19 protein-coding genes, 1 tRNA gene and 1 pseudogene are annotated in these 25265 nt (G+C 69.9%); 15 read left to right on the plus strand and 6 right to left on the minus strand.

Annotation, left to right across the window (positions count from 1 at the left end):
- The first annotated feature begins 21 nt into the window (after positions 1-21).
- From KV381_RS07690 to KV381_RS07720, 7 genes are all read left to right on the plus strand, one after another.
- On the plus strand, positions 22-2313 hold the full coding sequence (locus KV381_RS07690) for an FdhF/YdeP family oxidoreductase (protein ID WP_218784957.1): 2292 nt from the start codon (positions 22-24) through the stop codon (positions 2311-2313).
- An 89-nt stretch (positions 2314-2402) separates the two neighbouring features.
- Positions 2403-2873 (plus strand): PaaI family thioesterase, encoded by a 471-nt coding sequence (locus tag KV381_RS07695; RefSeq protein WP_086780209.1) that lies wholly within the window; start codon positions 2403-2405, stop codon positions 2871-2873.
- A gap of 729 nt (positions 2874-3602) precedes the next feature.
- Complete coding sequence (locus KV381_RS07700; protein WP_030079602.1) at positions 3603-4814, plus strand: branched-chain amino acid ABC transporter substrate-binding protein; 1212 nt, start codon at positions 3603-3605, stop codon at positions 4812-4814.
- A gap of 114 nt (positions 4815-4928) precedes the next feature.
- The gene (locus KV381_RS07705; protein WP_030079604.1) at positions 4929-5858 is read left to right on the plus strand and encodes a branched-chain amino acid ABC transporter permease; all 930 of its coding nucleotides are present in this window, start codon (positions 4929-4931) and stop codon (positions 5856-5858) included.
- Positions 5859-5863: 5 nt separating this feature from the next.
- A complete protein-coding gene (locus tag KV381_RS07710) occupies positions 5864-7648 on the plus strand; it encodes a branched-chain amino acid ABC transporter permease (protein WP_218787182.1) in 1785 nt (594 codons plus the stop codon).
- Positions 7649-7652: 4 nt separating this feature from the next.
- Entirely contained in the window at positions 7653-8561 is a 909-nt protein-coding gene (locus KV381_RS07715; RefSeq protein ID WP_030079608.1) for an ABC transporter ATP-binding protein, read from the plus strand.
- The gene (locus tag KV381_RS07720; RefSeq protein WP_030079610.1) at positions 8558-9274 is read left to right on the plus strand and encodes an ABC transporter ATP-binding protein; all 717 of its coding nucleotides are present in this window, start codon (positions 8558-8560) and stop codon (positions 9272-9274) included. The genes KV381_RS07715 and KV381_RS07720 overlap by 4 nt, the downstream gene beginning before the upstream one ends.
- 98 nt (positions 9275-9372) lie before the next feature.
- On the opposite strand, the gene KV381_RS07725 is transcribed toward KV381_RS07720, so the two are convergent.
- On the minus strand, positions 9373-10029 hold the full coding sequence (locus KV381_RS07725; protein WP_003969810.1) for an ANTAR domain-containing response regulator: 657 nt from the start codon (positions 10027-10029) through the stop codon (positions 9373-9375).
- 94 nt (positions 10030-10123) lie between these two features.
- On the opposite strand from KV381_RS07725, the gene KV381_RS07730 reads away from it, so the two are divergent.
- Together KV381_RS07730 and KV381_RS07735 are read left to right on the plus strand one after the other, a co-directional pair.
- Positions 10124-10207 (plus strand) — tRNA-Leu (locus tag KV381_RS07730).
- Positions 10208-10291: 84 nt separating this feature from the next.
- The gene (locus KV381_RS07735; RefSeq protein WP_218784958.1) at positions 10292-11080 is read left to right on the plus strand and encodes a helix-turn-helix domain-containing protein; all 789 of its coding nucleotides are present in this window, start codon (positions 10292-10294) and stop codon (positions 11078-11080) included.
- A gap of 6 nt (positions 11081-11086) precedes the next feature.
- Here the strand turns inward: KV381_RS07735 and pyk are convergent, their stop codons facing one another.
- Together pyk and KV381_RS07745 are read right to left on the minus strand one after the other, a co-directional pair.
- On the minus strand, positions 11087-12526 hold the full coding sequence (pyk, locus tag KV381_RS07740; RefSeq protein WP_030627580.1) for a pyruvate kinase: 1440 nt from the start codon (positions 12524-12526) through the stop codon (positions 11087-11089).
- Between the two features lie 120 nt (positions 12527-12646).
- Positions 12647-13363 carry an SIMPL domain-containing protein gene (locus tag KV381_RS07745; RefSeq protein ID WP_218784959.1) on the minus strand — a complete coding sequence of 239 codons (717 nt, stop codon included), beginning with the start codon at positions 13361-13363 and terminating at the stop codon, positions 12647-12649.
- Positions 13364-13503: 140 nt separating this feature from the next.
- On the opposite strand from KV381_RS07745, the gene KV381_RS07750 reads away from it, so the two are divergent.
- On the plus strand, positions 13504-15330 hold the full coding sequence (locus KV381_RS07750) for a bifunctional UDP-sugar hydrolase/5'-nucleotidase (protein WP_218784960.1): 1827 nt from the start codon (positions 13504-13506) through the stop codon (positions 15328-15330).
- A 76-nt stretch (positions 15331-15406) separates the two neighbouring features.
- Here the strand turns inward: KV381_RS07750 and KV381_RS07755 are convergent, their stop codons facing one another.
- Together KV381_RS07755 and KV381_RS07760 are read right to left on the minus strand one after the other, a co-directional pair.
- Complete coding sequence (locus tag KV381_RS07755) at positions 15407-16834, minus strand: lysine N(6)-hydroxylase/L-ornithine N(5)-oxygenase family protein (protein WP_218784961.1); 1428 nt, start codon at positions 16832-16834, stop codon at positions 15407-15409.
- A gap of 299 nt (positions 16835-17133) precedes the next feature.
- Positions 17134-18516, minus strand: a pseudogene (locus tag KV381_RS07760) (aspartate aminotransferase family protein); the annotation flags it as partial.
- 344 nt (positions 18517-18860) lie between these two features.
- Between KV381_RS07760 and KV381_RS07765 the strand changes: the two are divergent.
- The 5 genes from KV381_RS07765 to KV381_RS07785 all read left to right on the plus strand — a co-directional run bounded on the left by KV381_RS07765 (position 18861) and on the right by KV381_RS07785 (position 22275).
- Positions 18861-19202, plus strand: coding sequence for a metalloregulator ArsR/SmtB family transcription factor (locus tag KV381_RS07765; protein ID WP_030079622.1), 342 nt, complete (start codon positions 18861-18863; stop codon positions 19200-19202).
- Between the two features lie 77 nt (positions 19203-19279).
- On the plus strand, positions 19280-21058 hold the full coding sequence (locus KV381_RS07770) for a SulP family inorganic anion transporter (protein WP_218787183.1): 1779 nt from the start codon (positions 19280-19282) through the stop codon (positions 21056-21058).
- On the plus strand, positions 21055-21507 hold the full coding sequence (locus KV381_RS07775; RefSeq protein WP_030079629.1) for an anti-sigma regulatory factor: 453 nt from the start codon (positions 21055-21057) through the stop codon (positions 21505-21507). The genes KV381_RS07770 and KV381_RS07775 overlap by 4 nt, the downstream gene beginning before the upstream one ends.
- 51 nt (positions 21508-21558) lie before the next feature.
- A complete protein-coding gene (locus KV381_RS07780) occupies positions 21559-21780 on the plus strand; it encodes an alkylphosphonate utilization protein (RefSeq protein WP_030079631.1) in 222 nt (73 codons plus the stop codon).
- 123 nt (positions 21781-21903) lie between these two features.
- Positions 21904-22275 carry a metalloregulator ArsR/SmtB family transcription factor gene (locus KV381_RS07785; RefSeq protein WP_032790241.1) on the plus strand — a complete coding sequence of 124 codons (372 nt, stop codon included), beginning with the start codon at positions 21904-21906 and terminating at the stop codon, positions 22273-22275.
- Here KV381_RS07785 and pepN read toward each other — a convergent pair.
- Positions 22272-24824, minus strand: a complete 2553-nt coding sequence (pepN, locus tag KV381_RS07790; RefSeq protein ID WP_218784962.1) for an aminopeptidase N — start codon at positions 24822-24824, stop codon at positions 22272-22274. The genes KV381_RS07785 and pepN overlap by 4 nt on opposite strands.
- Positions 24825-25265: the final 441 nt, after the last annotated feature.

A 25265-nucleotide genomic window follows, 5' to 3' on the forward strand; every position in this document is an offset into this window, starting at 1 on the left:
CGCTCGAAGGGGAGCAGCATCATGGCCACCAAGCCGCCGACCGGTGACCCGGTCCAGGACGCCCCGCAGGTCGAGTCGGCCCAGCACGCCGCCGCCGGACTGCCCGCCGTCGCCCACTCCCTGCGCATCGCCCAGCAGCAGATGGGCGTGCGCCGCACCGCGCAGACCCTCCTCAAGGTCAATCAGAAGAACGGCTTCGACTGCCCCGGCTGCGCCTGGCCCGAGGGCGACAAGCGGCACACCGCCGAATTCTGCGAGAACGGCGCGAAGGCCGTCGCGGAGGAGGCGACGCTGCGCCGCGTCACCCCCGACTTCTTCGCCGCCCACCCGCTCGACGATCTCGCCGGGCGCAGCGGCTACTGGCTGGGCCAGCAGGGCAGGATCACCCACCCGGTGTACCTCCCCGAGGGTGCCGACCGGTACGAGGCCATCACCTGGGACCGGGCCTTCGCGATCATCGCCGAGGAGCTGACCGCACTCGGCTCCCCCGACGAGGCCCTCTTCTACACCTCGGGCCGCACCAGCAACGAGGCCGCGTTCCTGCTCCAGCTCTTCGCCCGTGAGTTCGGCACCAACAATCTGCCGGACTGCTCCAACATGTGCCACGAGTCGTCCGGCTCGGCGCTCACCGAGACGATCGGCATCGGCAAGGGCAGCGTCTCGCTGGAGGACCTCCACCAGGCCGACCTGATCATCGTCGCCGGCCAGAACCCCGGCACCAACCACCCCCGGATGCTCTCCGCCCTGGAGAAGGCCAAGAAATCCGGAGCGAAGATCGTCTCGGTGAACCCGCTGCCCGAGGCGGGCATGGAGCGGTTCAAGAACCCCCAGACCCCGCAGGGCATGATCAAGGGCACCCCGCTCAACGACCTGTTCCTCCAGATCCGGATCGGCGGCGACCAGGCGCTCTTCCGCCTCCTCAACAAGCTGATCCTCGCCACCGAGGGAGCCGTCGACACCGCGTTCGTCACCGAACACACCCACGGCTACGAGGAGTTCGCCCAGGCCGCCGAGGCGGCCGACTGGGACGAGACGCTGAGGGCCACCGGGCTCACCCGCGCCGAGATCGAGGAGGCACTCGCTCTCGTCCTCGCCTCGAAGCGCACCATCGTCTGCTGGGCGATGGGCCTCACCCAGCACAAGCACTCCGTGCCCACCATCCGCGAAGTCGTCAACTTCCTCCTGCTGCGCGGAAACATCGGCCGCCCCGGCGCCGGGGTCTGTCCCGTGCGCGGCCACTCCAACGTCCAGGGCGATCGCACCATGGGCATCTTCGAACGGCCCGCACCGGCCTTCCTCGACGCCCTCGACAAGGAGTTCGGCATCACCTCGCCGCGCCACCACGGGTACGACGTGGTGCGCTCCATCCAGGCGCTCCGCGACGGCGAGGCGAAGGTCTTCTTCGCGATGGGCGGCAACTTCGTCGCGGCCACCCCCGACACCGCCGTCACCGAGGCAGCGATGCGCCGTGCCCGCCTCACCGTCCACGTCTCGACCAAGCTCAACCGCTCCCACGCCGTCACCGGCGCCCGCGCCCTGATCCTGCCGACGCTGGGCCGCACCGACAAGGACGTCCAGGCGGGCGGCAAGCAGTTCGTCACCGTCGAGGACTCGATGGGCATGGTCCACGCCTCCCGCGGCAACCTCACCCCCGCGAGCCCCCACCTGCTCTCCGAGCCGGCCATCGTCGCCCGCCTCGCCCGCGCGGTCCTCGGCGCCCGCTCCCGTACCGACTGGGAAGCCTTCGAACGGGACTACGCCACCATCCGCGACCGCATCTCCCGCGTCGTCCCCGGCTTCCAGGACTTCAACACCCGCATCGCCCACCCCGGCGGCTTCACCCTCCCGCACGCCCCGCGCGACGAACGCCGCTTCCCCACCGCCACCGGCCGCGCCAACTTCACCGCCGCCCCCGTCGAGTACCCCGAACTCCCCGACGGCCGGCTCCTGTTGCAGACCCTGCGCTCCCACGACCAGTACAACACCACCATCTACGGCCTCAACGACCGCTACCGGGGCATCAAGGGCGGCCGCCGCATCGTCATGGTCAACCCCGAGGACGCCGCCGCCCTCGGCCTCGCCGACGGCGCGTACACCGACCTCGTCAGCGAGTGGAAGGACGGCGTCGAACGCCGCGCGGAGGGCTTCCGCATCGTCCACTACCCCACCGCCCGGGACTGCGCCGCCGCCTACTACCCCGAGACCAACGTCCTGGTCCCCCTGGACTCCACGGCCGACACCAGCAACACCCCGGCCAGCAAGTCGGTCGTCATCCGCTTCGAGGAACCCCGGAGCGCCCCCGGCGACGACTGAAAACCGCCACTCCCTAAGCGTCCGCTCAGCCGTCTGATAAGAACAGTGCAGACACCAACGAACCAGCGCAGACGAACGGAGCCGGACCCATGGGCGAGCACACCGCACCCCTCTTCCCGCAGGAAGTCATCGACGAGTACGCGGCACTCGGCGTCGACCTGCCCGCCCTCTTCTCCGCCGGCCACCTCGGCGAACGCATGGGCGTCACCATCGTCGAGGCCTCCGCCGACCGCGTCGTCGGCACCATGCCCGTCGAAGGCAACACCCAGCCCTACGGCCTCCTGCACGGCGGCGCCTCCGCCGTCCTCGCCGAGACCCTCGGATCCATCGGCTCCATGCTCCACGGCGGAGCCGCCAAGCTCGCCGTCGGCGTCGACCTCAACTGCACCCACCACCGGGGCGCCCGCAACGGCCTCGTCACCGGCGTCGCCACCCCGGTGCACCGGGGCCGCTCCACCGCCACGTACGAGATCGTCATCACCGACGAACAGGACAAGCGGGTCTGCACCGCGCGCCTCACCTGCCTGCTCCGCGACGTCCCCAAGCCCGAAGCGGGCTGAACCACCGCAGCACCCGAAACGGCCTGCCGACCGACGTCGGCAGGCCGTTCGCCGTACCGGCGACGATTCCACCCCGTACGCCACCAGGCACCGCCACCCACCGGCCACCCTCCGCGACCACACCGCGACTCCGGTGCATCCCCCACCACGACCACACCGCATTCCGGACCACGCGTTCCCATATCCGAAGCAGATAGCGGAAGTTGATGGAAACCCACGGTCAACACCCTTGACGGCCACCCCCGTTCCATGACCTGCTTCAACAGCGACAACCGACCCGGCGAAGCAGCACACATATCCCACACATGTAACACTGCGTAACGTTTGGGCAATACACGAAAAAGCCCGCACCCCACCCCCCGCACCCCCGGCCGGCCTCCCCCGCCGCCCTCGCGCCCCGATCCGCGCGACAGCACCAAGATCGCCTCAAGCCCCTTAGCAGAGCTGCGCGTTCTCACCATGTGGGCACTGCGCAGTACAGGCGAAACCCGCACATCCCCTCACAGGAACCTCAAGCCTTGCTCAAGGGCATAACAAGAGAGTCACATCCGCAGCCGACCCATCCCGATGGCCCCCGGCTGCGCTTAGAGTCACGGCCAGTCACCGCGCCGCCGGGCGCGTCTGCTGCACGGCCCTGTACCAACCCAGTACGGCCCGGCGAAGATCACGGCACCTCATGCCCGAGGAGCGCCGCGCCAGGGAAAGGACCCTCTCGTGCGACACCGTTCTTTGCTCATACTCACCGCAGTGCTCACCACCGGAGCACTGACGCTCACCGCCTGCGGGTCGCGCGACGACAGCAAGAGCAGCGGCGGCGACGGAGGCAACCAGACGGTCGTCATCGGCCTCGACGCCCCGCTCACCGGCGACCTGTCCGCCCTCGGCCTCGGCATCAAGAACTCCGCCGAGCTCGCCGTCAAGACGGCGAACAAGGACAAGACCGTTCCCGGCATCACCTTCAAGCTGGAAGCACTCGACGACCAGGCCCAGCCCTCCGTCGGCCAGCAGAACGCGGTCAAGCTCATCGGCACCAAAGAGGTCCTCGGTGTCGTCGGCCCGCTGAACTCCGGCGTCGCCCAGTCGATGCAGAAGCCGCTCAACGACGCCAAGCTGACCCAGGTCTCCCCCGCCAACACCGGCACCGAGCTGACCCAGGGCAACGACTGGAAGACCGGCAACAAGAAGCGCCCCTTCGCGTCCTACTTCCGCACCGCCACCACGGACCAGATCCAGGGCGCCTTCGCGGCCAAGTACCTCTTCGAGACCGCGAAGATCAAGGACGTCTACCTCATCGACGACCAGAAGCCCTACGGCGCCGGCCTCGCCGCCTCCTTCAAGGCGAAGTTCACCGAGCTCGGCGGCAAGATCGTCGGCACCGACCACGTGAACCCCGAGGACCGCGACTTCAACTCCGTCGCCACCAAGGTCAAGAGCTCCAAGGCCAAGGCCGTCTACTACGGCGGCGAGTACCCCGCCGGCGCCCCGCTGAGCCAGCAGATCAAGGACAGCGTCAAGATCCCCTTCATGGGCGGCGACGGCATGTACAGCGCCGACTTCATCTCCCTCAACAAGAAGGCCGAAGGCGACATCGCCACCTCCGTCGGCAAGCCCGTCGAGGAGCTGGAGTCCGCCAAGAAGTTCATCGCCGACTACAAGACGGCCGGCTACAAGGACGCCTACGAGGCCTACGGCGGCGGCACCTACGACGCCACCTGGTCCATCATCGAGGCCGTCAAGATCGTCGCCGCCGAGAACGACGGCAAGATCCCCGCTGAGGACGGCCGCGCCAAGGTCCTCGCGGCCATGGACAAGGTCAAGTTCGAGGGCGTCACCGGCCCCGTCTCCTTCGACGAGTTCGGCGACACCACCAACACCCTGATGACCGCCTACCAGGTCACCGGCGGCAAGTGGGTCTCCAAGGTCAGCGGCACCGTCGAGTAATCACCGGCCGGGCCACGGCCCCGCCACCGTCACACAAAGCAACCAGACCGCGCGGGAGCGCTACGAGCCCTCCCGCGCGGTGCCATATCCGAACCACTCCACGGAGGCCCTGCGGTGAACGAACTGCCGCAACAGCTGGCCAATGGACTCATCCTCGGCGCGATGTACGGTCTCATCGCGATCGGTTACACGATGGTCTACGGAATCATCCAGCTCATCAACTTCGCGCACGGCGAGATCTTCATGATCGGGGGCTTCGGAGCCCTCACGGTCTACCTCGGGCTTCCGTCCGGATTCTCCCTCATAGCCGCGATACCCCTCATGATCGTCGGCGGTGTCATAGCCGCCGTCGCCATCAGCATGGCCGCCGAACGCTTCGCCTACCGGCCCCTGCGCGGCGGTCCACGCCTGGCACCACTCATCACCGCCATCGGGCTCTCCCTCGCCCTCCAGCAAGCGGTGTGGATGTGGTACCCCAACGCCACGAAGGACCGTTCCTTCCCCCAGTTCGAGGGCGAAGCCTTCGACATCCTCGGCGCCACCATCCAGCGCGGTGACGTCTTCGTCCTCATCGTGGCCCCCCTGTGCATGCTCGCCCTCGGCTTCTTCGTCTCCAAGACCCGGGCCGGCCGCGGCATGCAGGCCACCTCGCAGGACCCCGACACCGCCAAGCTCATGGGCATCAACACCGACCGCATCATCGTCATGGCCTTCGCCATCGGTGCCGCGTTCGCCGCCGTCGCCGCCGTCGCCTACGGGCTCAAGAACGGCCAGATCGGCTTCCGCATGGGCTTCATCATGGGCCTCAAGGCCTTCACCGCGGCCGTGCTCGGCGGCATCGGCAACATCTACGGCGCCATGCTCGGCGGCATCGTCCTCGGCGTCGCCGAAGCCCTCGCCACCGGCTACATGAGCGAAGTCCCCGGCATGGAACTCTTCGGCGGCGGCGCCTGGAAGGACGTGTGGGCCTTCGCGCTCCTCATCATCGTCCTCCTCGTACGCCCCCAGGGCCTGCTCGGCGAACGCGTCGCGGATCGGGCGTGATGACCATGACCACCAAGACCACACCCGCCGGCAGCCCCCTCATCGCGCTGCCCGCAGCCCGCCACCTCACCACCGCCGGCGCGGCCATCGCCCTCATCGGCACCTTCCTCGCCTGGACCTGGACCGCCGAATTCCCCGGCGACCTCACCGTCACCGGCTACCCCGGCGGCCTCCAGGTCCTCACCCTCGTCGGCGCCGTCCTCACCCTCCTCTTCGCCCTCTCCGGCTACGGGATCAAGGGACTTCGCTGGCTCACCCCGGGCGGCGCCAACAGCCCCGTCCGACTCGCTGCCATCGGCGTCCTCGGCACCACCGGCTTCACCATCGGCGCCATCGCCGTCAAACTCGGCGGCGTCGTCAACCTGGAACCCGGAGCCTGGGTCAGCCTCGCCGGCGCGATCATCGCCACCGTCGCCGCCCTCGGCCTCCCCGCCGACCAGGAACTCGACGACACCACCCGCCCCACCCCGCTCAACCGCTTCGTCAACAGCCTCCGGGCCCCCGCTCCCACACGCGCCAAGGACCTCCCCAACTGGGCCGAGATCCTCATCATCGCCGGAGCCTTCGGCGTCGCCCTGCACGTCTTCACCTACGGCATCGACACCGAGTACGCCGAACTCTTCATCGGCTACATCATCAGCGTCGCGTTCGGCTTCACCGCCCTCACCCGGGCCGGGCTCATCGCCCGGATCACCCGGCTGACCACCAAGCACCGCAACGTCACGCTCACCGCCGCCCTCATCGCGGCGTTCTGCTTCCCCTTCACCCAGCAGAACGAGCAGTACGCCCTCATCGGCGCGAACATCCTCATCTTCGCGACCGTCGCGCTCGGCCTCAACGTCGTCGTCGGCCTCGCCGGCCTCCTCGACCTCGGATACGTCGCCTTCCTCGGCGTCGGCGCCTACGCCGCCGCCCTGGTCTCCGGCTCCCCGCTCTCCCCGGTCGGCGTCCAGTTCCCCTTCTGGGCCGCCGTCCTCACGGGCGCCGCAGCCTCACTGGTCTTCGGCGTCGTCATCGGCGCCCCGACCCTGCGACTGCGCGGCGACTACCTCGCCATCGTCACCCTCGGATTCGGCGAGATCTTCCGGCTCACCGTCAACGCCCTCAACGGCGTCAGCGGCCCGGACCTCACCAACGGCTCCCAGGGCATCCCGAGCATCCCCGACCTCAACCTCTTCGGCTTCGACTTCGGCGTCAGCCACGACGTCGCCGGATTCACCCTCGGCAGGTCGGCCAACTACTACCTGCTGATGCTCGTCTTCACCGCCGTCGTCGTCCTGGTCTTCCGACGCTCCGGAGAATCCCGCATCGGCCGCGCCTGGGTCGCCATCCGCGAGGACGAGACCGCGGCCACCGCCATGGGCATCAACGCCTTCCGGCTCAAGCTGCTCGCCTTCGCCCTCGGCGCCACCCTCGCCGGACTCGCCGGTACCGTCCAGGCCCACGTCTCCTACACCGTGACGCCCGAGCAGTACCAGTTCGCCGGCTCCGTGCCCCCGAACTCCGCCTTCCTCCTCGCCGCCGTCATCCTCGGCGGCATGGGAACCCTCAGCGGACCCCTCGTCGGCGCCGCGCTGCTCTACCTCATCCCGGCCAAGCTGCAGTTCATGCAGGACTACCAGCTCTTCCTCTTCGGCATCGCGCTCATCCTCCTGATGCGCTTCCGCCCCGAAGGACTCGTCGCCGACCGCAGGAAGCAGCTCGAATTCCACGAGACCGGCCAACTCGACGTCCCACCGGACGTCCCACTCACCGACCAGGCCGCCGGCACCACGAAGGCGGGGGCGTGATCACATGACCACCACCACGACCACCACGGTGCTCGACGCCAGCGGCGTCACCATGCGCTTCGGCGGACTCACCGCCGTACGCGGCGTCGACCTCACCGTCAACAGCGGCGAGATCGTCGGTCTCATCGGCCCCAACGGCGCCGGCAAGACCACCTTCTTCAACTGCCTCACCGGCCTCTACGTCCCCACCGAGGGCAAGGTCAGCTACAAGGGCACCGTCCTGCCGCCCAAGCCCCACCTCGTCACCCAGGCAGGCATCGCCCGCACCTTCCAGAACATCCGGCTCTTCGCCAACATGACCGTCCTGGAAAACGTCCTCGTCGGACGCCACACCCGGACCAAGGAAGGCCTCTGGTCGGCCCTCCTGCGCCTCCCCGGCTACCACAAGGCAGAAGACGCCAGCCGCGAACGCGCCATGGAACTCCTGGAGTTCATCGGCCTCCAGGACAAGGCCGACCACCTCGCGCGCAACCTCCCCTACGGAGACCAGCGCAAGCTGGAAATCGCCCGCGCCCTGGCCAGCGACCCCGGACTCCTCCTCCTGGACGAGCCCACCGCAGGCATGAACCCCCAGGAAACCCGCGTCACCGAAGAACTCATCTTCGCCATCCGGGACCAGGGCATCGCCGTCCTCGTCATCGAGCACGACATGCGGTTCATCTTCAACCTCTGCGACCGCGTCGCCTGCCTCGTCCAGGGCGAAAAGCTCGTCGAGGGCACCCCCGGCGACGTCCAGGCCGACGAACGCGTCGTCGCCGCCTACCTCGGCACCCCCTTCGAAGGCGCCCCCGGCGCCGAAGAAGTCGCCGAGGTCGAAGCGGCCGAGGCCCACGCCGGGGCCACCAGCACCACCACCCCGGCGAAGGACACCACGCCCGACACCACCAGCACCGATGAGGAGGGCACCCGATGACCGCACTGCTAGAGGTCGAAGACCTCCGGGTCGCCTACGGCAAGATCGAAGCGGTCAAGGGCATCTCCTTCACCGTCGAAGCCGGCCAGGTCGTCACCCTCATCGGCACCAACGGCGCGGGCAAGACCACCACCCTGCGCACCCTCTCCGGACTGCTCAAGCCGCTCAGCGGCCGCATCCTCTTCGAGGGCAAGCCGCTGACCAACATCCCCGCCCACAAGATCGTCTCCCTGGGCATCGCCCACTCCCCCGAGGGACGCCACATCTTCCCCCGGCTGACGATCGCCGAGAACCTCCTCCTCGGCGCCTACCTCCGCAACGACAAGGCAGGCATCGAGAAGGACGTCCAGCGCGCCTACGACCTCTTCCCCATCCTCGGGGAACGCCGGAAGCAGGCCGCGGGCACCCTCTCGGGCGGCGAACAGCAGATGCTCGCCATGGGACGCGCCCTCATGTCCCAGCCCAAGCTGCTCATGCTCGACGAGCCCTCCATGGGACTCTCCCCGATCATGATGCAGAAGATCATGGAGACCATCGTCGAGCTCAAGGCGGCGGGCACCACGATCCTGCTCGTCGAGCAGAACGCCCAGGCCGCCCTGTCCCTCGCGGACCAGGGCCACGTCATGGAGGTCGGCAAGATCGTCCTCTCCGGCCCCGGCTCGGACCTCCTCCACGACGAGTCGGTCCGCAAGGCGTACCTCGGCGAGGACTGACGCCCCTGCCGTACGGAAGAGGCCCGCACCCGGTTCGCTCCGGGTGCGGGCCTCTCTCGTCCCGTGGATGTACGCGTACGGGTACGGCGTGTACGCGGCTACTCGGCCGACTTCTTCTTCTCCTCGGCGTCCTCGATCAACGCCTCCGCGAGCTGCTGCATCGACATCCGGCGGTCCATCGACGTCTTCTGGATCCACCGGAACGCGGCCGGCTCGGAGAGCCCGTAATCCGTCTGCAGGATGCTCTTGGCGCGGTCCACCAGCTTGCGGGTCTCCAGCCGCTGGGACAGGTCCGCGATCTCGCTCTCCAGCGCCTTCAGCTCGGCGAACCGGGAGACGGCCATCTCGATGGCCGGCACCACGTCGCTCTTGCTGAACGGCTTCACCAGGTACGCCATGGCCCCGGCGTCCCGGGCCCGCTCGACGAGGTCGCGCTGCGAGAAGGCGGTGAGCATGAGGACCGGGGCGATGGACTCCTCGGCGATCTTCTCGGCGGCGGAGATGCCGTCGAGGACCGGCATCTTCACGTCCAGGATGACCAGGTCGGGCTTGTGCTCCCGGGCCAGCTCGACGGCCTGCTGCCCGTCGCCCGCCTCACCGACGACGGAGTAGCCCTCCTCCTCCAGCATCTCCTTGAGGTCGAGGCGGATGAGGGCCTCGTCCTCGGCGATGACGACGCGGGTCGTCAGCGGCGGGACGTGCGACTTGTCGTCGTCGACGGCGTCTACGGGCTGGGGCGACTCGGGGGTGGTCACGGGGCTCCTTGATTCAGGCCAGGCGCTGCTGCGAAGCAGCCTACCTATCTGCTGCCGCCTTCTGACACCAGGTACACTGCTGATCGGCCACCACGCCGGGTTGGCGCAATTGGTTGACGCGGAGGTCTCAAACACCTCTGTCCGAAAGGACATGTGGGTTCGAATCCCATACCCGGCACATCTTGCGGAGCGGATGTTCACTTTCGCGTGAACATCCGCTTTTCGCTGCCCAAGGTCGCCCCTCTCCACCAAGAGTGGACGAATGAACGCACACAGCACTGAGGTACACCAGCAGGCGCTCTCGCTCCTTCGGAGCGGCACCAGGAATGCCGAAGTGGCTCGCCGGCTGAACGTGCCGTACGGCACCGTCTCCTACTGGCTGCACATGGACCGCGCCAAGCGTGGTGAATGCCCTGGGGCGCACGACCCGTCCTGCCACCGATGCGACGGCACAGAACTCGACGAGCCCGCCTATGCGTATCTGCTCGGGCTCTACCTGGGCGACGGCCATATCAGCCGCTACTCGGCCCATCGGGCACCGAGCCTCATGATCACGCTGGATGACACATGGCCCGGCATCCAGGACGAGGCAGAGAAAGCGTTACGCAGGGCCTTCCCGGACAACGCCACATGCCGGGTCCGCAGGACCGGCTGCCACAACATCAAGGTGTACTCGAAGCACCTCGTCTGCTACTTCCCGCAGCACGGTCCGGGCAGGAAGCACGAGCGCGAGATCGCTCTGGAGCCCTGGCAGCAGAGGATCGTCGACACGCATCCCTGGCAGCTCATCCGAGGCCTCATCCATTCCGACGGCTGTCGGCTCACCAACTGGACCACACGCGTGGTCGGCGGCGAACGCAAGCGCTACGAGTACCCCCGGTACTGGTTCACCAACGTCTCCGACGACATCCGCCGTCTCTACACCGACACCCTCGACACGCTCGGCATCGTCTGGACGCACTGCACGCGCGCGGGCAGGCCCTACAACATCTCCGTAGCCCGACGGGCATCCGTCGCCCTCATGGATGCGCACGTCGGGCCGAAATACTGAGCCGCCCTACTTCGGGCTGTCGTCCTCGCCGATGTGGTGGACGCGGACCAGGTTCGTGGAGCCTGCCACGCCGGGCGGGGAGCCGGCGGTGATGACCACGACGTCGCCCTTCTTGCAGCGGCCGATGCGCAGCAGTTCCTCGTCGACCTGGGCCACCATCGCGTCCGTGGAGTCGACCTTCGGGCCGAGGAAGGTCTCGACGCCCCAGGTGAGGTTGAGCTGGGCGCGGGTGGCTTCGTCGGGGGTGAAGGCGAGGAGCGGGATGGGCGAGCGGTAGCGGGAGAGGCGCTTGACCGTGTCGCCGCTCTGGGTGAAGGCGACGAGGAACTTCGCGCCGAGGAAGTCGCCCATTTCGGCGGCGGCCCTCGCGACGGCTCCGCCCTGGGTGCGGGGCTTGTTGCGTTCGGTGAGGGGCGGGAGGCCCTTGGCGAGGAGGTCTTCCTCGGCGGCTTCGACGATGCGGCCCATGGTGCGCACGGTCTCGATGGGGTATTTGCCGACGCTGGTCTCGCCGGAGAGCATGACGGCGTCGGTGCCGTCGATGATGGCGTTGGCGACGTCGGAGGCTTCGGCGCGGGTGGGGCGGGAGTTGTCGATCATCGAGTCGAGCATCTGGGTGGCGACGATGACCGGTTTGGCGTTGCGCTTGGCGAGCTTGATGGCGCGCTTCTGGACGATCGGGACCTGTTCCAGGGGCATTTCGACGCCGAGGTCGCCGCGGGCGACCATGATGCCGTCGAAGGCGGCGACGATGTCGTCGATGTTGTCGACGGCCTGGGGTTTTTCGACCTTGGCGATGACGGGGAGGCGGCGGCCTTCTTCGTCCATGATGCGGTGGACGTCGTCGATGTCGCGTCCGGTGCGGACGAAGGAGAGGGCGATGATGTCGGCGCCGGTGCGCAGGGCCCAGCGGAGGTCGTCGATGTCCTTTTCGGAGAGTGCGGGGACGGAGACGGCGACGCCGGGGAGGTTGAGGCCTTTGTTGTCGGAGACCATGCCGCCTTCGATGACGGTGGTGTGGACGCGGGGGCCGTCGACGTCGGTGACTTCGAGGGTGACGCGGCCGTCGTCGACGAGGATGCGTTCGCCTGTGGTGACGTCGGCGGCGAGGCCGTCGTAGGTGGTGCCGCAGATGTCGCCGGTGCCCTGGTTTTCGAGGGGTTCGACGGTGATGGTGAAGGTGTCGCCGCGTTCAAGGAGTACGGGGCCTTCGCGGAAGCGTCCGAGGCGGATCTTCGGGCCTTGAAGGTCGGCGAGGATGCCGACGCTGCGGCCGGTTTCCTCGGACGCCTTGCGGACGTGGTGGTAGCGCTCTTCGTGTTCGGCGTAGCTGCCGTGGCTGAGGTTGAAGCGGGCGATGTCCATTCCCGCTTCGACCAGGGCCTTGATCTGGTCGTATGAGTCGGTGGCGGGTCCCAGGGTACAAACGATTTTCGCTCGGCGCATGGTTCGAGCCTAAACCTTACCTACGGGTAGGTATTTGGCTCCGTATGACACCTCAACAACCTTTGGATGAAGGGTTATTGACAAGTGTTGAATTGTGCGGCGGGGTGCTCTGATGAGCGTTTATCCGAGGTTCGGCGGGATGAGGGTGAAGGCCGCTTCGACCTGGGCGTCGACGTTCTGGCGTACGGGTTCGAGGTCGACGGGGGCCGCGTCGGCGGCGGATTCCGCGCGGGCGGAGCGCATGATGCCGGCGCCGCCGTAGGTGGCGGTGGCGAAGGTGGCTCCGCCGACGCTTCCGGTGTCGCTGAGTTCGAGGAGGGCGTCGATGCGGGTGTCGAGGGCTTCGGCGTATTCGCGGGCGCGCTGGAGTGCTTCCTGGACGGCTTGGCGGCGGGCGGCGGCGTGGTGGGGTGAGGTGGGGCGCAGGGCCCACCAGGGTCCGTCGACGCGGGTGAGTTCCTGGTCGGCGAGGCGGGCGACGAGTTCTCCGAGGACGGTGAAGTCGCTGAGGGTGGCGGTGAGTTGGATGCTGCCGTGGTAGGCGCGGATGCGTTCGCCGCGGCCGTGGCGGGTGAGTTCGGGGCGGATGGCGAGGGTGCCGGTTTCGAGTTTTTCGATGGCGTCGCCGTAGCCCTTGATGAGGTCGAGGGTGGTGGCGTTGCGGCGGGTGAGGTCGTCGAGGGTGGTGCGGCGGTCGGTGTTGCGGGCGGTGAGGGTGACGGTGATGCGGGCGATTTCGGGGTCGACTTCGAGGTGGGCTTCGCCGCGGACGGTGACGTGGGGGGCGGTGGGGGTGCCGTGGGAGGGGTGGGGTGCGGGGGTGGGGGTTTCGGTCATGTGTTCACTGTGGCACGGCGGGTGTCACCACGGGGTGTGTGCCGGGTGGTCATCAGATCGAAACCTGCGTGGGGTGTTGCGGGTGTGGGGTGCTGGGCCAGAATCTACGCGCGTTGCCCTACTGAACGAGGAGTGAAGAGATGCCGTTGAACCGTAGGACGTTTCTGGGCCGTTCGGCCGCCGCGGGTGCGGGTGTGGCGATGGCGGGCGGTGCGGTCGTCGGCTCGGCGGGTGCGGCGGAGGCCACGGGGCAGGGCCACGGGCATGGTCACGGGCGGCCTCCGAAGCGGTACTCGTTCACGGTGATGGGCACGACCGACCTGCACGGGAACGTCTTCAACTGGGACTACTTCACGGACAAGGAGTACGACGACTCGGCGCACAACGACGTCGGTCTGGCGAAGATCTCGACGCTGGTGGATCAGGTGCGTCGGGAGAAGGGCCGCCGGAACACGCTGCTGATCGACGCGGGTGACACGATTCAGGGCACGCAGTTGTCGTACTACTACGCGAAGGTGGATCCGATCACGGCGCGGCGTGGTCCGGTGCATCCGATGGCGCGGGCGATGAACGCGATCGGTTACGACGCGGCTGCGCTGGGGAATCACGAGTTCAATTACGGCATTCCGGTGCTGCGGAAATTCGAGGAGCAGTGTGATTTCCCGCTGCTGGGGGCGAATGCGCTGGATGCGAAGACGTTGCGGCCGGCGTTCGCTCCGTATGTCGTCAAGCGGATGCACACGCCGTGCGGGCGTGATGTGCGGGTGGCGGTGCTGGGGCTGACGAATCCTGGTATCGCGATCTGGGACAAGGCGAATGTGGGCGGGAAGATGGTGTTCCCGGGTCTGGAGGAGCAGGCGGCGAAGTGGGTGCCGAAGCTGCGGTCGATGGGTGCCGACGTGGTGATCGTGTCGGCGCACTCGGGTTCCTCGGGGACCTCGTCGTGGGGTGACCAGTTGCCGTACGTGGAGAACGCGGCGGCTCTGGTGGCGGAGCAGGTGCCCGGCATCGACGCGATTCTGGTGGGCCACGCGCATGTGGAGATCGCCGAGCACTTCGTGACGAACAAGGAGACCGGCAAGCAGGTCGTGCTGTCGGAGCCGGCGAAGTGGGGGCAGCGGCTGACGCTGTTCGACTTCGACCTGGTGTGGGAGAAGGGCCGCTGGACGGTGGAGAAGGCCGGTTCGCGGGTGCTGAACTCCAACACGGTGCCGGAGGACCGGAAGGTGACGTCGCTGCTGCGCCGCGAGCACCGCAAGGTGGTGGAGTACGTCAACCAGGTGATCGGTACGTCGGTGGTGGCGATGTCGACGGCGGACGCGCCGTGGAAGGACGAGCCGATCATCGATCTGATCAACGTGGTGCAGACGGAGACGGTGAAGGCGGCGCTGGCGGGCGGGGAGTACGCGGCGCTGCCGGTGCTGTCGCAGGCGTCGTGCTTCTCGCGTACGGCGGGGATTCCGGCCGGCGATGTGACGATCAAGGACGCGGCGGGGCTGTATCCGTTCGAGAACACGCTGGAGGCGCGGCTGATCACGGGCGCCCAGCTGAAGGACTATCTGGAGTATTCGGCGCGGTATTACGTGCGGACGCCGGCGGGTGGTCCGGTGGACACGGCGAAGCTGACGAACGCGGACGGGATTCCGGACTACAACTACGACGCGGTGTCGGGCGTGACGTACGACGTCGACATCGCGCAGCCGGCGGGTTCGCGGATCGTGGGTCTGTCGTTCGAGGGCGAGGCGATCGACCCGGCGGCGCGGTTCGTGTTCGCGGTGAACAACTACCGGGCGAGTGGTGGGGGGAACTTCCCGCACGTGCCGGGTGCGCAGCAGCTGTGGGCGGATTCGGACGAGATCCGGAACACGATCATCGGGTGGGTGCGGGAGAAGGGTTCGGTGGATCCGGCGGCGTTCGCTTCGGTGGGGTGGCGGCTGACGCGTGAGGGGACGCCGGTGTTCCCGTAACGCTGCTGGGTGTGTGCTGTTCGTTCGGCCCGGGTCTCCTTCGGTGGGGGCCCGGGCCGTTCGTTGTCCCCGGGGGTCAGAGGGTCTGGCTGAGGGGGACGAGTGCGGGGGCCTGGGACGGGATTCCGGGTGGTTGGGGGGTGAGGCCGAAGGTGGTGAAGGCGGTGCGTTCGGGGAGGGGGTAGGGGTTGGCGCCGGTGAGGTTGTTGAGGATGGTGGCGCTGCGCCAGGCGGCGAGGCCGAGGTCGGGGGCGCCGACTCCGTGGGTGTGGCGTTCGGCGTTCTGTACGTAGACGTGTCCGGTGACGGTGGGGTCGAGGATCAGGCGGTACTGGTCGTCGATACGGGGGCGGTGGGAGGCGTCGCGGCGGAGGTAGGGGTCGAGGCCGCCGAGGAGGGCGTCGAGGGGGCGTTCGCGGTAGCCGGTGGCGAGGATGACGGCGTCGGTGGTGAGGCGGGTGCGGGTGCCTTGCTGGGTGTGTTCGAGGTGGAGTTCGACGCGGGTGTTGGCGAGGCGTCCCGCGGTGCGGACGTGGACGCCGGGGGTGAGGGTGGCGTCGGGCCAGCCGCCGTGGAGGGTGCGGCGGTAGAGCTCGTCGTGGATGGCGGCGATGGTGTCGGCGTCGATGCCTTTGTGGAGTTGCCATTGGCGGGGGACGAGTTCGTCGCGGGCGGATTCGGGGAGCGCGTGGAAGTAGCGGCTGTAGTCGGGGGTGAAGTGCTCCAGGCCGAGCTTGGAGTACTCCATGGGGGCGAAGGCCTGGGTGCGGGCGAGCCAGTGGATGTTCTCGGCGCCTTCGGGGCGGGCGCGGAGGAGGTCGAGGAAGATCTCGGCGCCGGACTGGCCTGATCCGATGACGGTGATGTGTCCGGCGGCGAGGAGTCGTTCGCGGTGGCGGAGGTAGTCGGCGGAGTGGAGTACGGGGACGGCTTCGGCTTCGGCGAGGGGTTTGAGGGGTTCGGGGACGAAGGGTTCGGTGCCGATGCCGAGGGCGATGTGGCGGGCGTAGGCGCGGCCGAGGGCTTCGGCTTCGCCGTCGCGGTCGAGTTGGGTGAAGTCGACTTCGAAGAGGGCGCGGTCGGTGTTCCAGCGGACGGCGTCGACCTGGTGGCCGAAGTGGAGTCCGGGGAGTTGTTCGCTGACCCAGCGGCAGTAGGCGTCGTATTCGGCTCGTTGGATGTGGAAGCGCTCGGCGAAGTAGAAGGGGAAGAGGCGGTCGCGGGTGCGGAGGTAGTTGAGGAAGCTCCAGGGGCTGGCGGGGTCGGCGAGGGTGACGAGGTCGGCGAGGAAGGGGACTTGGAGGCTGGCGCCGTCGAGGAGGAGGCCGGGGTGCCAGTGGAAGGCGGGGCGTTGTTCGTAGAAGGTCGCGGCGAGGGGGCGGGGGTCGCCGGGGGTGGCGGGGATGGTGTGGGCGAGGGCGGCGAGGGAGAGGTTGAAGGGGCCGATGCCGATGCCGACGAGGTCGTGTGGCTGGTCGGGTTCGTGGGCGGGCCGGTCGGTCATCGCGGGGTGTCGCCTTCCGTGGGGTGGGGGGTGGGGTGGGTGGTGCCGGGGGTGGCGCCGGCCGAGGAGACCGGGCCTAGGCCGGCCGGGGTGGCCGGGGAGACCGGGCCGGGGTCGGCCGGGGCGGCCGGGCCGAGGTCGGCCGGGGAGACCGGGGTGGCCGTGACGGGGTCGGCCGGGGAGACCGGGCCGAGGTCGGCCGGGGTGGCCGGGCCGGGGTCGGCCGGGGTGGCCGGGGTGGCCGTGCCGAGGTCGGCCGGGGTGGCCGTGCCGAGGTCGGCCGGGGTGGCCGTGACGGGGCCGGTCAGGAGGTCGGTGGTGGTGGCGGTGACGAGGTCCAGGAGTGCTTGGAGGTCGTCGGGGGTGGTGTGGGGGTTCAGGAGGGTGGCTTTGAGCCAGAGGCGGCCTTCGGCGTGGGCGCGGCCGAGGACGGCGTGGCCGCGCTGGAGGAGGGTGCGTCGGACGGTGGCGACGGTGTGGTCGTCGGTTCCGGTGGGGCGGAAGAGGACGGTGCTGATGGTGGGGCGGTCGTAGAGGTCGAGGGTGGGGGTGGTGGCGATGAGATCGGCGAGGTGGTGGGCGGTGGCGACGGTGCGGTCGACGAGGTCGGCGAGTCCGGTGCGGCCGAGGGCCTGGAGGGTGGTGGCGATCTTGAGGGCGTCGGGGCGACGGGTGGTGCGCAGGGAGCGGCCGAGGAGGTCGGGGAGGCCGGCTTCGGTGTCGTCGTCGGCGTTGAGGTAGGGGGCGTGGTGGTGGAGGGGGGTGAGGTGGTGGCGTTCGGGTACGGCGAGGAGGCCGGCGGATGCGGGTTGCCAGCCGAGTTTGTGCAGGTCGAGGGTGACGCTGTGGGCGCGGTCGAGGCCGTGGAGGAGGGTGCGGTGGGTGGGGCTGAGGAGGAGGGGTCCGCCGTAGGCGGCGTCGATGTGGAGTTCGGCGCCGTGGGTGGTGCAGAGGTCGGCGATGGCGTCGAGGGGGTCGATCTCGCCGGTGTCGGTGGTTCCGGCGGTGGCGACGACGAGGAGGGGGCGGTGGAGTTCGGTGAGGGCTTCGTCGAGGGCGGCGAGGTCGAGGGTGCCGGTGGGGGCGGGGACGACGACGGGTTCGGGGAGGCCGAGGAGCCAGGCGGCGCGGGCGATGCTGTGGTGGGCGTTGGCGCCGCAGACGGTCTGTACGGGGCCGTGGCGTTCGCGGGCGAGGAGGAGGGCGAGTTGGTTGGCTTCGGTGCCGCCGGTGGTGATGACGGCGTCGGGTGAGGGGGTGCGGGGGTAGATCTCGGCGGCGAGTGCGCTGGTGAGGTCGGCTTCGAGGGCGGAGGCGGCGGGGGCCTGGTCCCAGGAGTCCATGGAGGGGTTGAGGGCGCTGGCGGCGAGGTCGGCGGCGGCCGCGAGGGCGAGGGGCGGGGTGTGGAGGTGGGCGGCGCAGTGGGGGTGGGCGGGGTCGGCGGCGCCTGCGGCGAGGGCGGTGACGAGGGTGCGCAGGGCGTGGTGGGCGCCGGTGCCGTGGTCGGGGATGAGGGGGTGGGTGGCGGTGCGGGTGCGGGGGGTGACGGTGTCGGGTCCGCCTGCGGGGAGGGGGCCGCCGCGGAGGGTCGCGCCGTCGTGGAGTGCGGTGAGGACGGTGTCGATGAGGGGGCGCAGTGCGTCGGGGCCTGCGGTGCCTCCGGCGAGGGGCGGGGTGGGCATGGGTGGGGTGGTCCTTCGGGGTGCGCGGGGGTGGACATGCCAGCTTGTCCCGGGTTTCGGGTGGCGCGGCCGAAGAGGTCAACGATCTGAACTCGAAAGGGGTACTGGCGGTCGGTGTGGCCGGGCCGGTGGGGGTCGGGGTGGTATGGGTGTGCGGGTTCTGGATGGGTGTGCGGGTGGGGTGCGGCGGTGTGGTCTCACGTGGTGTTGCTCAATGAGTGAATTGCGAAATTCTGCAATTCACTACATGCTGTGTGGGCCGTTCCGCCGTCGTGCGCGGTTCGCGGCCCCCGCCCGGCTCTTCCGCCCGCGGCGGTGACGTACTGCCGAGGAGAGGTTCCGCCGTGCCGGTCCCCCTGTACCAGGCCAAGGCCGAGTTCTTCCGGATGCTCGGGCATCCGGTGCGTATCCGGGTCCTGGAGCTGCTCCAGGCGGGGCCGTTGCCGGTGCGGGATCTGCTGGCCGCGATCGAGGTGGAGCCTTCGGCGCTCTCGCAGCAGCTGGCGGTGTTGCGCCGGTCCGGCATCGTCACCGCGACCCGGGAGGGTTCCACGGTGGTGTACGAGCTGGCGGGCGGTGATGTCACCGAGCTGATGCGGGCCGCGCGGCGGATCCTGACGGAGATGCTGTCCGACCGGGACGGGCTGCTGGCCGAGCTGCGGGAGGCCGAGGTGACCGCGCCGTGAGCGGGTTCCCGGATGTGGCGGCCCGGGGTCGGGGGCGGGTGCGGGCGCTGCTGCCCGTGCGCGCGGACTTCGCGGCCATGGCCCGTGCTCCGCGCCGTGATCTGCTCGCCGGTCTGACGGTGGCGATCGTGGCGTTGCCGCTCGCGCTCGGTTTCGGGGTGGCGTCGGGGCTGGGCGCGGAGGCGGGGCTCGCGACGGCGGTGGTGGCGGGGGCGCTGGCCGCGGTGTTCGGCGGGTCGAACCTCCAGGTGTCGGGCCCGACCGGGGCGATGACGGTGGTCCTGGTGCCGATCGTCGCGGAGTACGGTCCGGGCGGGGTGCTGACGGTCGGGCTGATGGCGGGAGGCCTGCTGATCGTGCTGGCGCTGCTGCGGGCGGGCCGGTCGATGCGGTACGTGCCGGCGCCGGTGGTCGAGGGGTTCACGTTCGGGATCGCGTGTGTGATCGCCCTCCAGCAGATTCCGAACGCCCTGGGGGTGGCCGCCCCGGAGGGCGACAAGGTGCTGGTGGTGGCGTGGCGGGCGGTCGAGGAGTTCGCGGGCGGCCCGAACTGGACCGCGCTCGCGATCACCGTCGGGGTGGCGGGGCTGATGCTGGCGGGGGCGCGGCTGCGCCCGGGGGTGCCGTTCTCGGTGGTGGCGGTGGTCGCGGCGACGCTGGCCGTACAGCTGTTCGATCTGGACGGGGCGACGCCGATCGGTGCGCTGCCCGCGGGTCTGCCGGCGCCTTCGCTCGGGTTCCTGGATGTGTCGGCGGTGGGCTCGCTGGTGGCTCCGGCGGTCGCGGTGGCGGCGCTGGCGGCGTTGGAGTCGCTGTTGTCGGCGACGGTGGCGGACGGGATGACGACGGGCCAGAAGCATGATCCGGACCGGGAGCTGTTCGGGCAGGGCATCGCGAATCTGGCCGCGCCGTTGTTCGGCGGGGTGCCCGCGACGGCGGCGATCGCGCGGACGGCGGTCAATGTCCGTACGGGCGCGGGTTCGCGGCTGGCGGCGCTGACGCACGCCGCGGTGCTGGCGGTGATCGTGTTCGCGGCGGCTCCGCTGGTGTCGCGGATCCCGCTCGCCGCGCTGGCCGGGGTGCTGCTGGCCACGGCGGTGCGGATGGTCGAGGTGGGGGCGTTGCGGGCGATGGCGCGGGCGACGCGGTCGGACGCGGTGGTGCTGGTGCTGACGGCGGTGGCGACCCTGGTGCTGGATCTGGTGCTGGCGGTCGTGATCGGGCTGGCGGTGGCCGGACTGCTGGCCCTGCGCGCGGTCGCGGCGGAGGCGCGGGTGGACCGGGTGCATCCGTACGACGACGGTGTGCCGGAGCTGCCGGGCTCGGAAACGTACGGCGGCGAGGTGCCGGAGCTGCCGGGCGCGGAACCGTACAAGGGCGGCGACGCGGACGGCGGCGGCGAGCTTGCCGGGACGGCCGGGCAGGTGGTGGCGTACCGGGTCGAGGGGCCGTTGTTCTTCGCCGGGGCGCACCGTTCGCTGCTGGAGCTGGGTGAGATCTCCGGCGTACGGGTGGTGATCCTGCGCATGTGCCGGGTGACCACGGTGGACGCCACCGGTGCGCTGGCGCTGAAGGACACCGTGCACCGGCTGAACGGGCGGGGCATCGTGGTGCTGGCCTCCGGGATCCGGCCGGATCAGCGGCGGGCGCTGGAGTCGGTGGGGGCGTTGGAGCTGCTGCGGCGGGAGGGGCGTGAGTACGCCACGGCGTCCGAGGCGTTCGGCGCGGCCCGGGAGCGGCTGGCGGTGGCCGGTGCGGCGCGGGGTGACGGGGCGGTGGCGGCCGCCGGGGTGGGGCCGGCCCGGGGCGGCCGGGAGGTGCCGGTGGCGGCTCCGGCCGAGGAGGCGGCCCGATGATCACGCCTCCGGACACCTTGCCGTACCGGCATGTGCTGACGCTGCCCACCTTGGGTTCGGCCGTGCGGATCGCCCGGGAGACCGCCGAGCAGGTGCTGGCGGAGTGGGGCGTGGCGGCGCAGGAGCCGTGCCGGGATCCGGCGCTGCTGATCGTCAGTGAGCTGGTGACCAACAGTGTGCGGCACGCGGCGGAGCTCTCGCCGAATGTGACGGTGGTGTTCGCGGGCGGCCCCGACACGTTCGCGTTCGGTGTGCACGACCGCCATCCGTACCGCCCGGCGCTGTTCGCGTCCGCCGGCATAGCGCCGGGTCGGGGGTTGGCGACCGTGATGGAGCTGACCCATGGTCTGGGCGGCAGCGCGGTGGTGCGGGGCGATGTCGACGAGGGCGGCAAGAGCATATGGGTCACGCTGCCGCTGCGGCGGAACGGCCGGTCACATGATCGTTGAGAGATGTCCGGTGCAAGATCTGTACCGGGTGGAGAAGAGCAGGAGAGCGCCATGAGCGACATCGTCGTGAAGGACAGCAACGGGACCGTGCTGGCGGACGGTGACTCCGTGACCACGGTCAAGGACTTGAAGGTGAAGGGCACGTCGGAGACGCTCAAGCGCGGCACGCTGGTGAAGAACATCCGGCTCACCGGGCGCGCCGGTGAGATCGAGTGCAACACGAAGAAGGTCAAGGGGCTCGTGCTGAAGACCGAGTTCCTGAAGAAGGCCTGACCCGGCCGGGCCGGTCCCCGGGTTCATCCTCGTGGTGCGAAGGCGCGAGGATGAACCCATGGAGAAGAGTTCTGGTCAGGTGTGGTGCGGCGGGTTTCCGCCGTGCGGAACGGGGCCCCGCCGGTGAGTACGCCGCTGTACCGCTTGAAGGCGGAGTTCTTCAAGACGCTGGGGCACCCGGTGCGGATCAGGGTGCTCGAACTGCTCAGTGAACGCGAGCACGCGGTCTCGGAGATGTTGACCGAGGTGGGGGTCGAGGCCGCCCATCTCTCGCAGCAGCTGGCCGTGCTGCGCCGCGCGGGTCTGGTGACGGCCCGGCGGGAGGGCTCGGCGGTCCATTACTCGCTGGCCGACCCGGGGGTGGCGGAGCTGCTGCGGGTGGCGCGGACGATCCTGACCGGGGTGCTGTCGGGCCAGGCGGAGCTGCTCGCCGATCTGCGGTCGGGGAACGACGGCCCGGACGACGGTCGTCCGGGCCGCGCTGATACCCGTTAGCGGTCAGCCGATGTCCGTACGGCGAGGGCGCGGCGGAGGTCGTCGAGCTGGTCGACGAGCTTGCGGCGCAGGGCGGGGATGAGGGCCGGGTCCTCCAGGGCGCGGGTGCCGGTGGCGAGGCTTTCGGCGTCGACGGCGTACGCGGGGAAGGCGTGGCGTCCGGCGGCCTCGGCGATGGCGGGGCCGCGGCGGGCGGCGAGTGCGGTGGCTTCCGGGTAGAAGCGGGGCACGTAGTCGCCGGTCAGCTCTTCCTGGCCGGGCTGCCAGAAGCCCTGGGCGGTGGCGGTGAAGAGGTAGTTGGACAGGGTGTCGTCGGTGAACAGGGCGTCCCAGGCGGCGGCCTTGGCCTCGGGGGTGGGCAGGGCGGCGCGGCAGCGGGCGGCGCCTTCGCGGCCGGTGGCGCTGGGGTCGGCTTCGAGGGCCGCGGCGATGGTGGTCTCGTCGGTGGCGCCGAGGACGGCGAGCCGGGTGAGGATGCGCCAGCGCAGCTCGGGGTCGAGTTCGGGTCCGCCGTGGACGGTGTCCTCGTCGAGCCAGGTGCGCAGGGTGTCGGGCTGGGTGGCGGCGTCGATGAAGTGGCGTACGGCGATGAGGCGCAGGCCGGGGTTGGAGCCGTCCTCGGTGCGGCGGATGAGGTCGCGGCAGAGGTCGGTGAGGGTGGCGAGGGCGCCCGGGCGGTTCTCGGGGGCGACGTAGCGGGCGGCGATCTGTCCGGCGGCGAAGGAGAGGACGCCCTGGACGAGGGCGAGGTCGCTCTCGTGCGGGAGGTGGGTGCGGGCGGTCGCGAGGTAGGTGGCCGGGTCGAGTTCGCCGTCGCGGACCATGTCGCGGGCGGTGTTCCAGAGGACGGCCCGGGTGAGGGCGTCGGGGATGCCGGAGAGGCCGGTCAGGACGGTGTCCCAGGAGGCGGTGTCCAGGCGGACCTTGGCGTAGGTGAGGTCGCCGTCGTTGAGGACGACGAGCGCGGGGCGGCGGCCGGGGCGGATCGTGGGGGTGCCGTCGCCGGGTACGTCGATCTCGAAGCGGTCGCGCAGCGCGAGGTGGCCGGGTCCGGCCTGGGTGCCGAGGGCGTGGTCGTAGGCGCCGACGGTGATGCGGTGGGGGCGGGAGCCGTCGCGGGTGACGGTGAGGGACCAGGACTGGCCGTTGCCGTTGCCGTTCGGTGCGTTGGGGGCGGCGGCGGGCTCGGGGGTGCCGGTCTCGGCGGTGAGGGTGTCGATGCCGGTGGTGCGCAGCCACTGTTCGGCCCAGGCGTGGACGTCGCGGTCGGTGGCGGAGGCCAGGTTGTCGATGAAGTCGGCGAGGGTGGCGTTGGCGAACCGGTGGCGGGCGAAGTGGGCGTTGATGCCGGCCAGGAAGTCCTTCTCGCCGAGCCAGGCGACGAGTTGGCGCAGGGCGGAGGCGCCCTTGGCGTAGCTGATGCCGTCGAAGTTGAGGAGGGCGGACGCGGTGTCGGGGACGGCGTCGGGGTCGGGGGCGACGGGGTGGGTGGAGGGGCGCTGGTCGGCGTCGTAGCCCCAGCCCTTGCGGGCGACGCCGAAGTCGACCCAGGTGTCGGTGAAGCGCGTGGCTTCGGTGAGGGTCTGGTAGCCCATGTACTCGGCGAAGGACTCGTTCAGCCAGATGTCGTCCCACCAGGTGAGGGTGACGAGGTCGCCGAACCACATGTGGGCCATCTCGTGGGCGATGACCATGGCGCGGGTCTGGCGTTCGGTGTCGGTGACGGCGGAGCGGTAGACGAACTCGTCGCGGAAGGTGACGAGTCCGGGGTTCTCCATGGCGCCGGCGTTGAACTCGGGGACGAAGGCCTGGTCGTAGGAGTCGAACGGGTAGGGCTCGTCGAACTTCTCGTGGTAGCGGTCGTAGCAGGCGCGGGTGATGTCGAGGATCTCGTCGGCGTCGGCGTCGAGGTAGGGGGCCAGCGAGCGGCGGCAGTGGATGCCGAAGGGCAGTCCGGCGTGCTCGGTGGTGACCGAGTGCCAGGGGCCCGCGGCGATGGCGACGAGGTAGGTGGAGATGAGGGGGGTGGGGGCGATGGTCCAGCGCCCCTGTCCGGTGTGTTCGGCGACGCCGTTGCCGAGGACGGTCCAGCCTTCGGGGGCGGTGACGTCGATGGCGAAGACGGACTTGAGGTCGGGCTGGTCGAAGGCGGCGAAGACGCGCTGGACGTCCTCCATGAACAGCTGGGTGTAGAGGTACGTCTCGCCGTCGGTGGGGTCGGTGAAGCGGTGCATGCCCTCGCCGGTGCGGGAGTAGTGCATCGCGGCGTCGATGTGCAGCTCGTGGGGGCCCGCGGTGAGCCCGGTGAGGGGGTAGCGGTTGCCGTCGAGGAGGGCGGGGTCCAGGGGGTGTCCGTCGAGGCTGATCGAGCGCAGGGTGGCCGGCTTGACCTCGACGAAGGTGTCTCCGGCCGCGCGGGCGGTGAACCGGATGGCGGTGACGGAGTCGAAGGCCTCCTCGCCGGTGGTGAGGTCGAGGGCGATCGTGTACCGCTCCACGTCGAGGAACTGGGCTCGGGTCTGCGCTTCGTCGCGCGTCAGTACGGACATGGCTCCATGCTGCCGTACGGGGGACGGCGGGCACAGCGGGGTTTCTCCCTGGGCGGACGGGCGGACCGCCGGGTGGGCGGGCGGGGTCCGTGCCGCGGAGGGCGAGCAGGGTCCGTGCCGTGGCGGGCGGGGTGGCGATCGGTCGCTGCGATGCCTTGCGCCGGAGTGTCTTGACCATGATGCCGATCGGCTCGATATATACCTAACAACCCATGATTTACGCAGCTTTCATCCCTTTCGCCCCGTCTTGAGACGGCTGGATTTGGCCATGCGGGAAGGCGACCCTAAGGCCGCAGGGTTCCTGCCGAGCCTCGGCGCCGCCCTGGTGATGGGCGTCGCCGTCACCGGCATGCACTACACGGGCATGAGCGGTCTCGCGGTGCGACTGCACGAGGCCCACGGCGCCCGGCCGCCCGGGGGTGACACCGCTGTCTCGATCAT

The sequence above is a fragment of the Streptomyces sp. WY228 genome, from assembly GCF_019287315.1.
GTDB lineage: Bacteria > Actinomycetota > Actinomycetes > Streptomycetales > Streptomycetaceae > Streptomyces > Streptomyces caviscabies.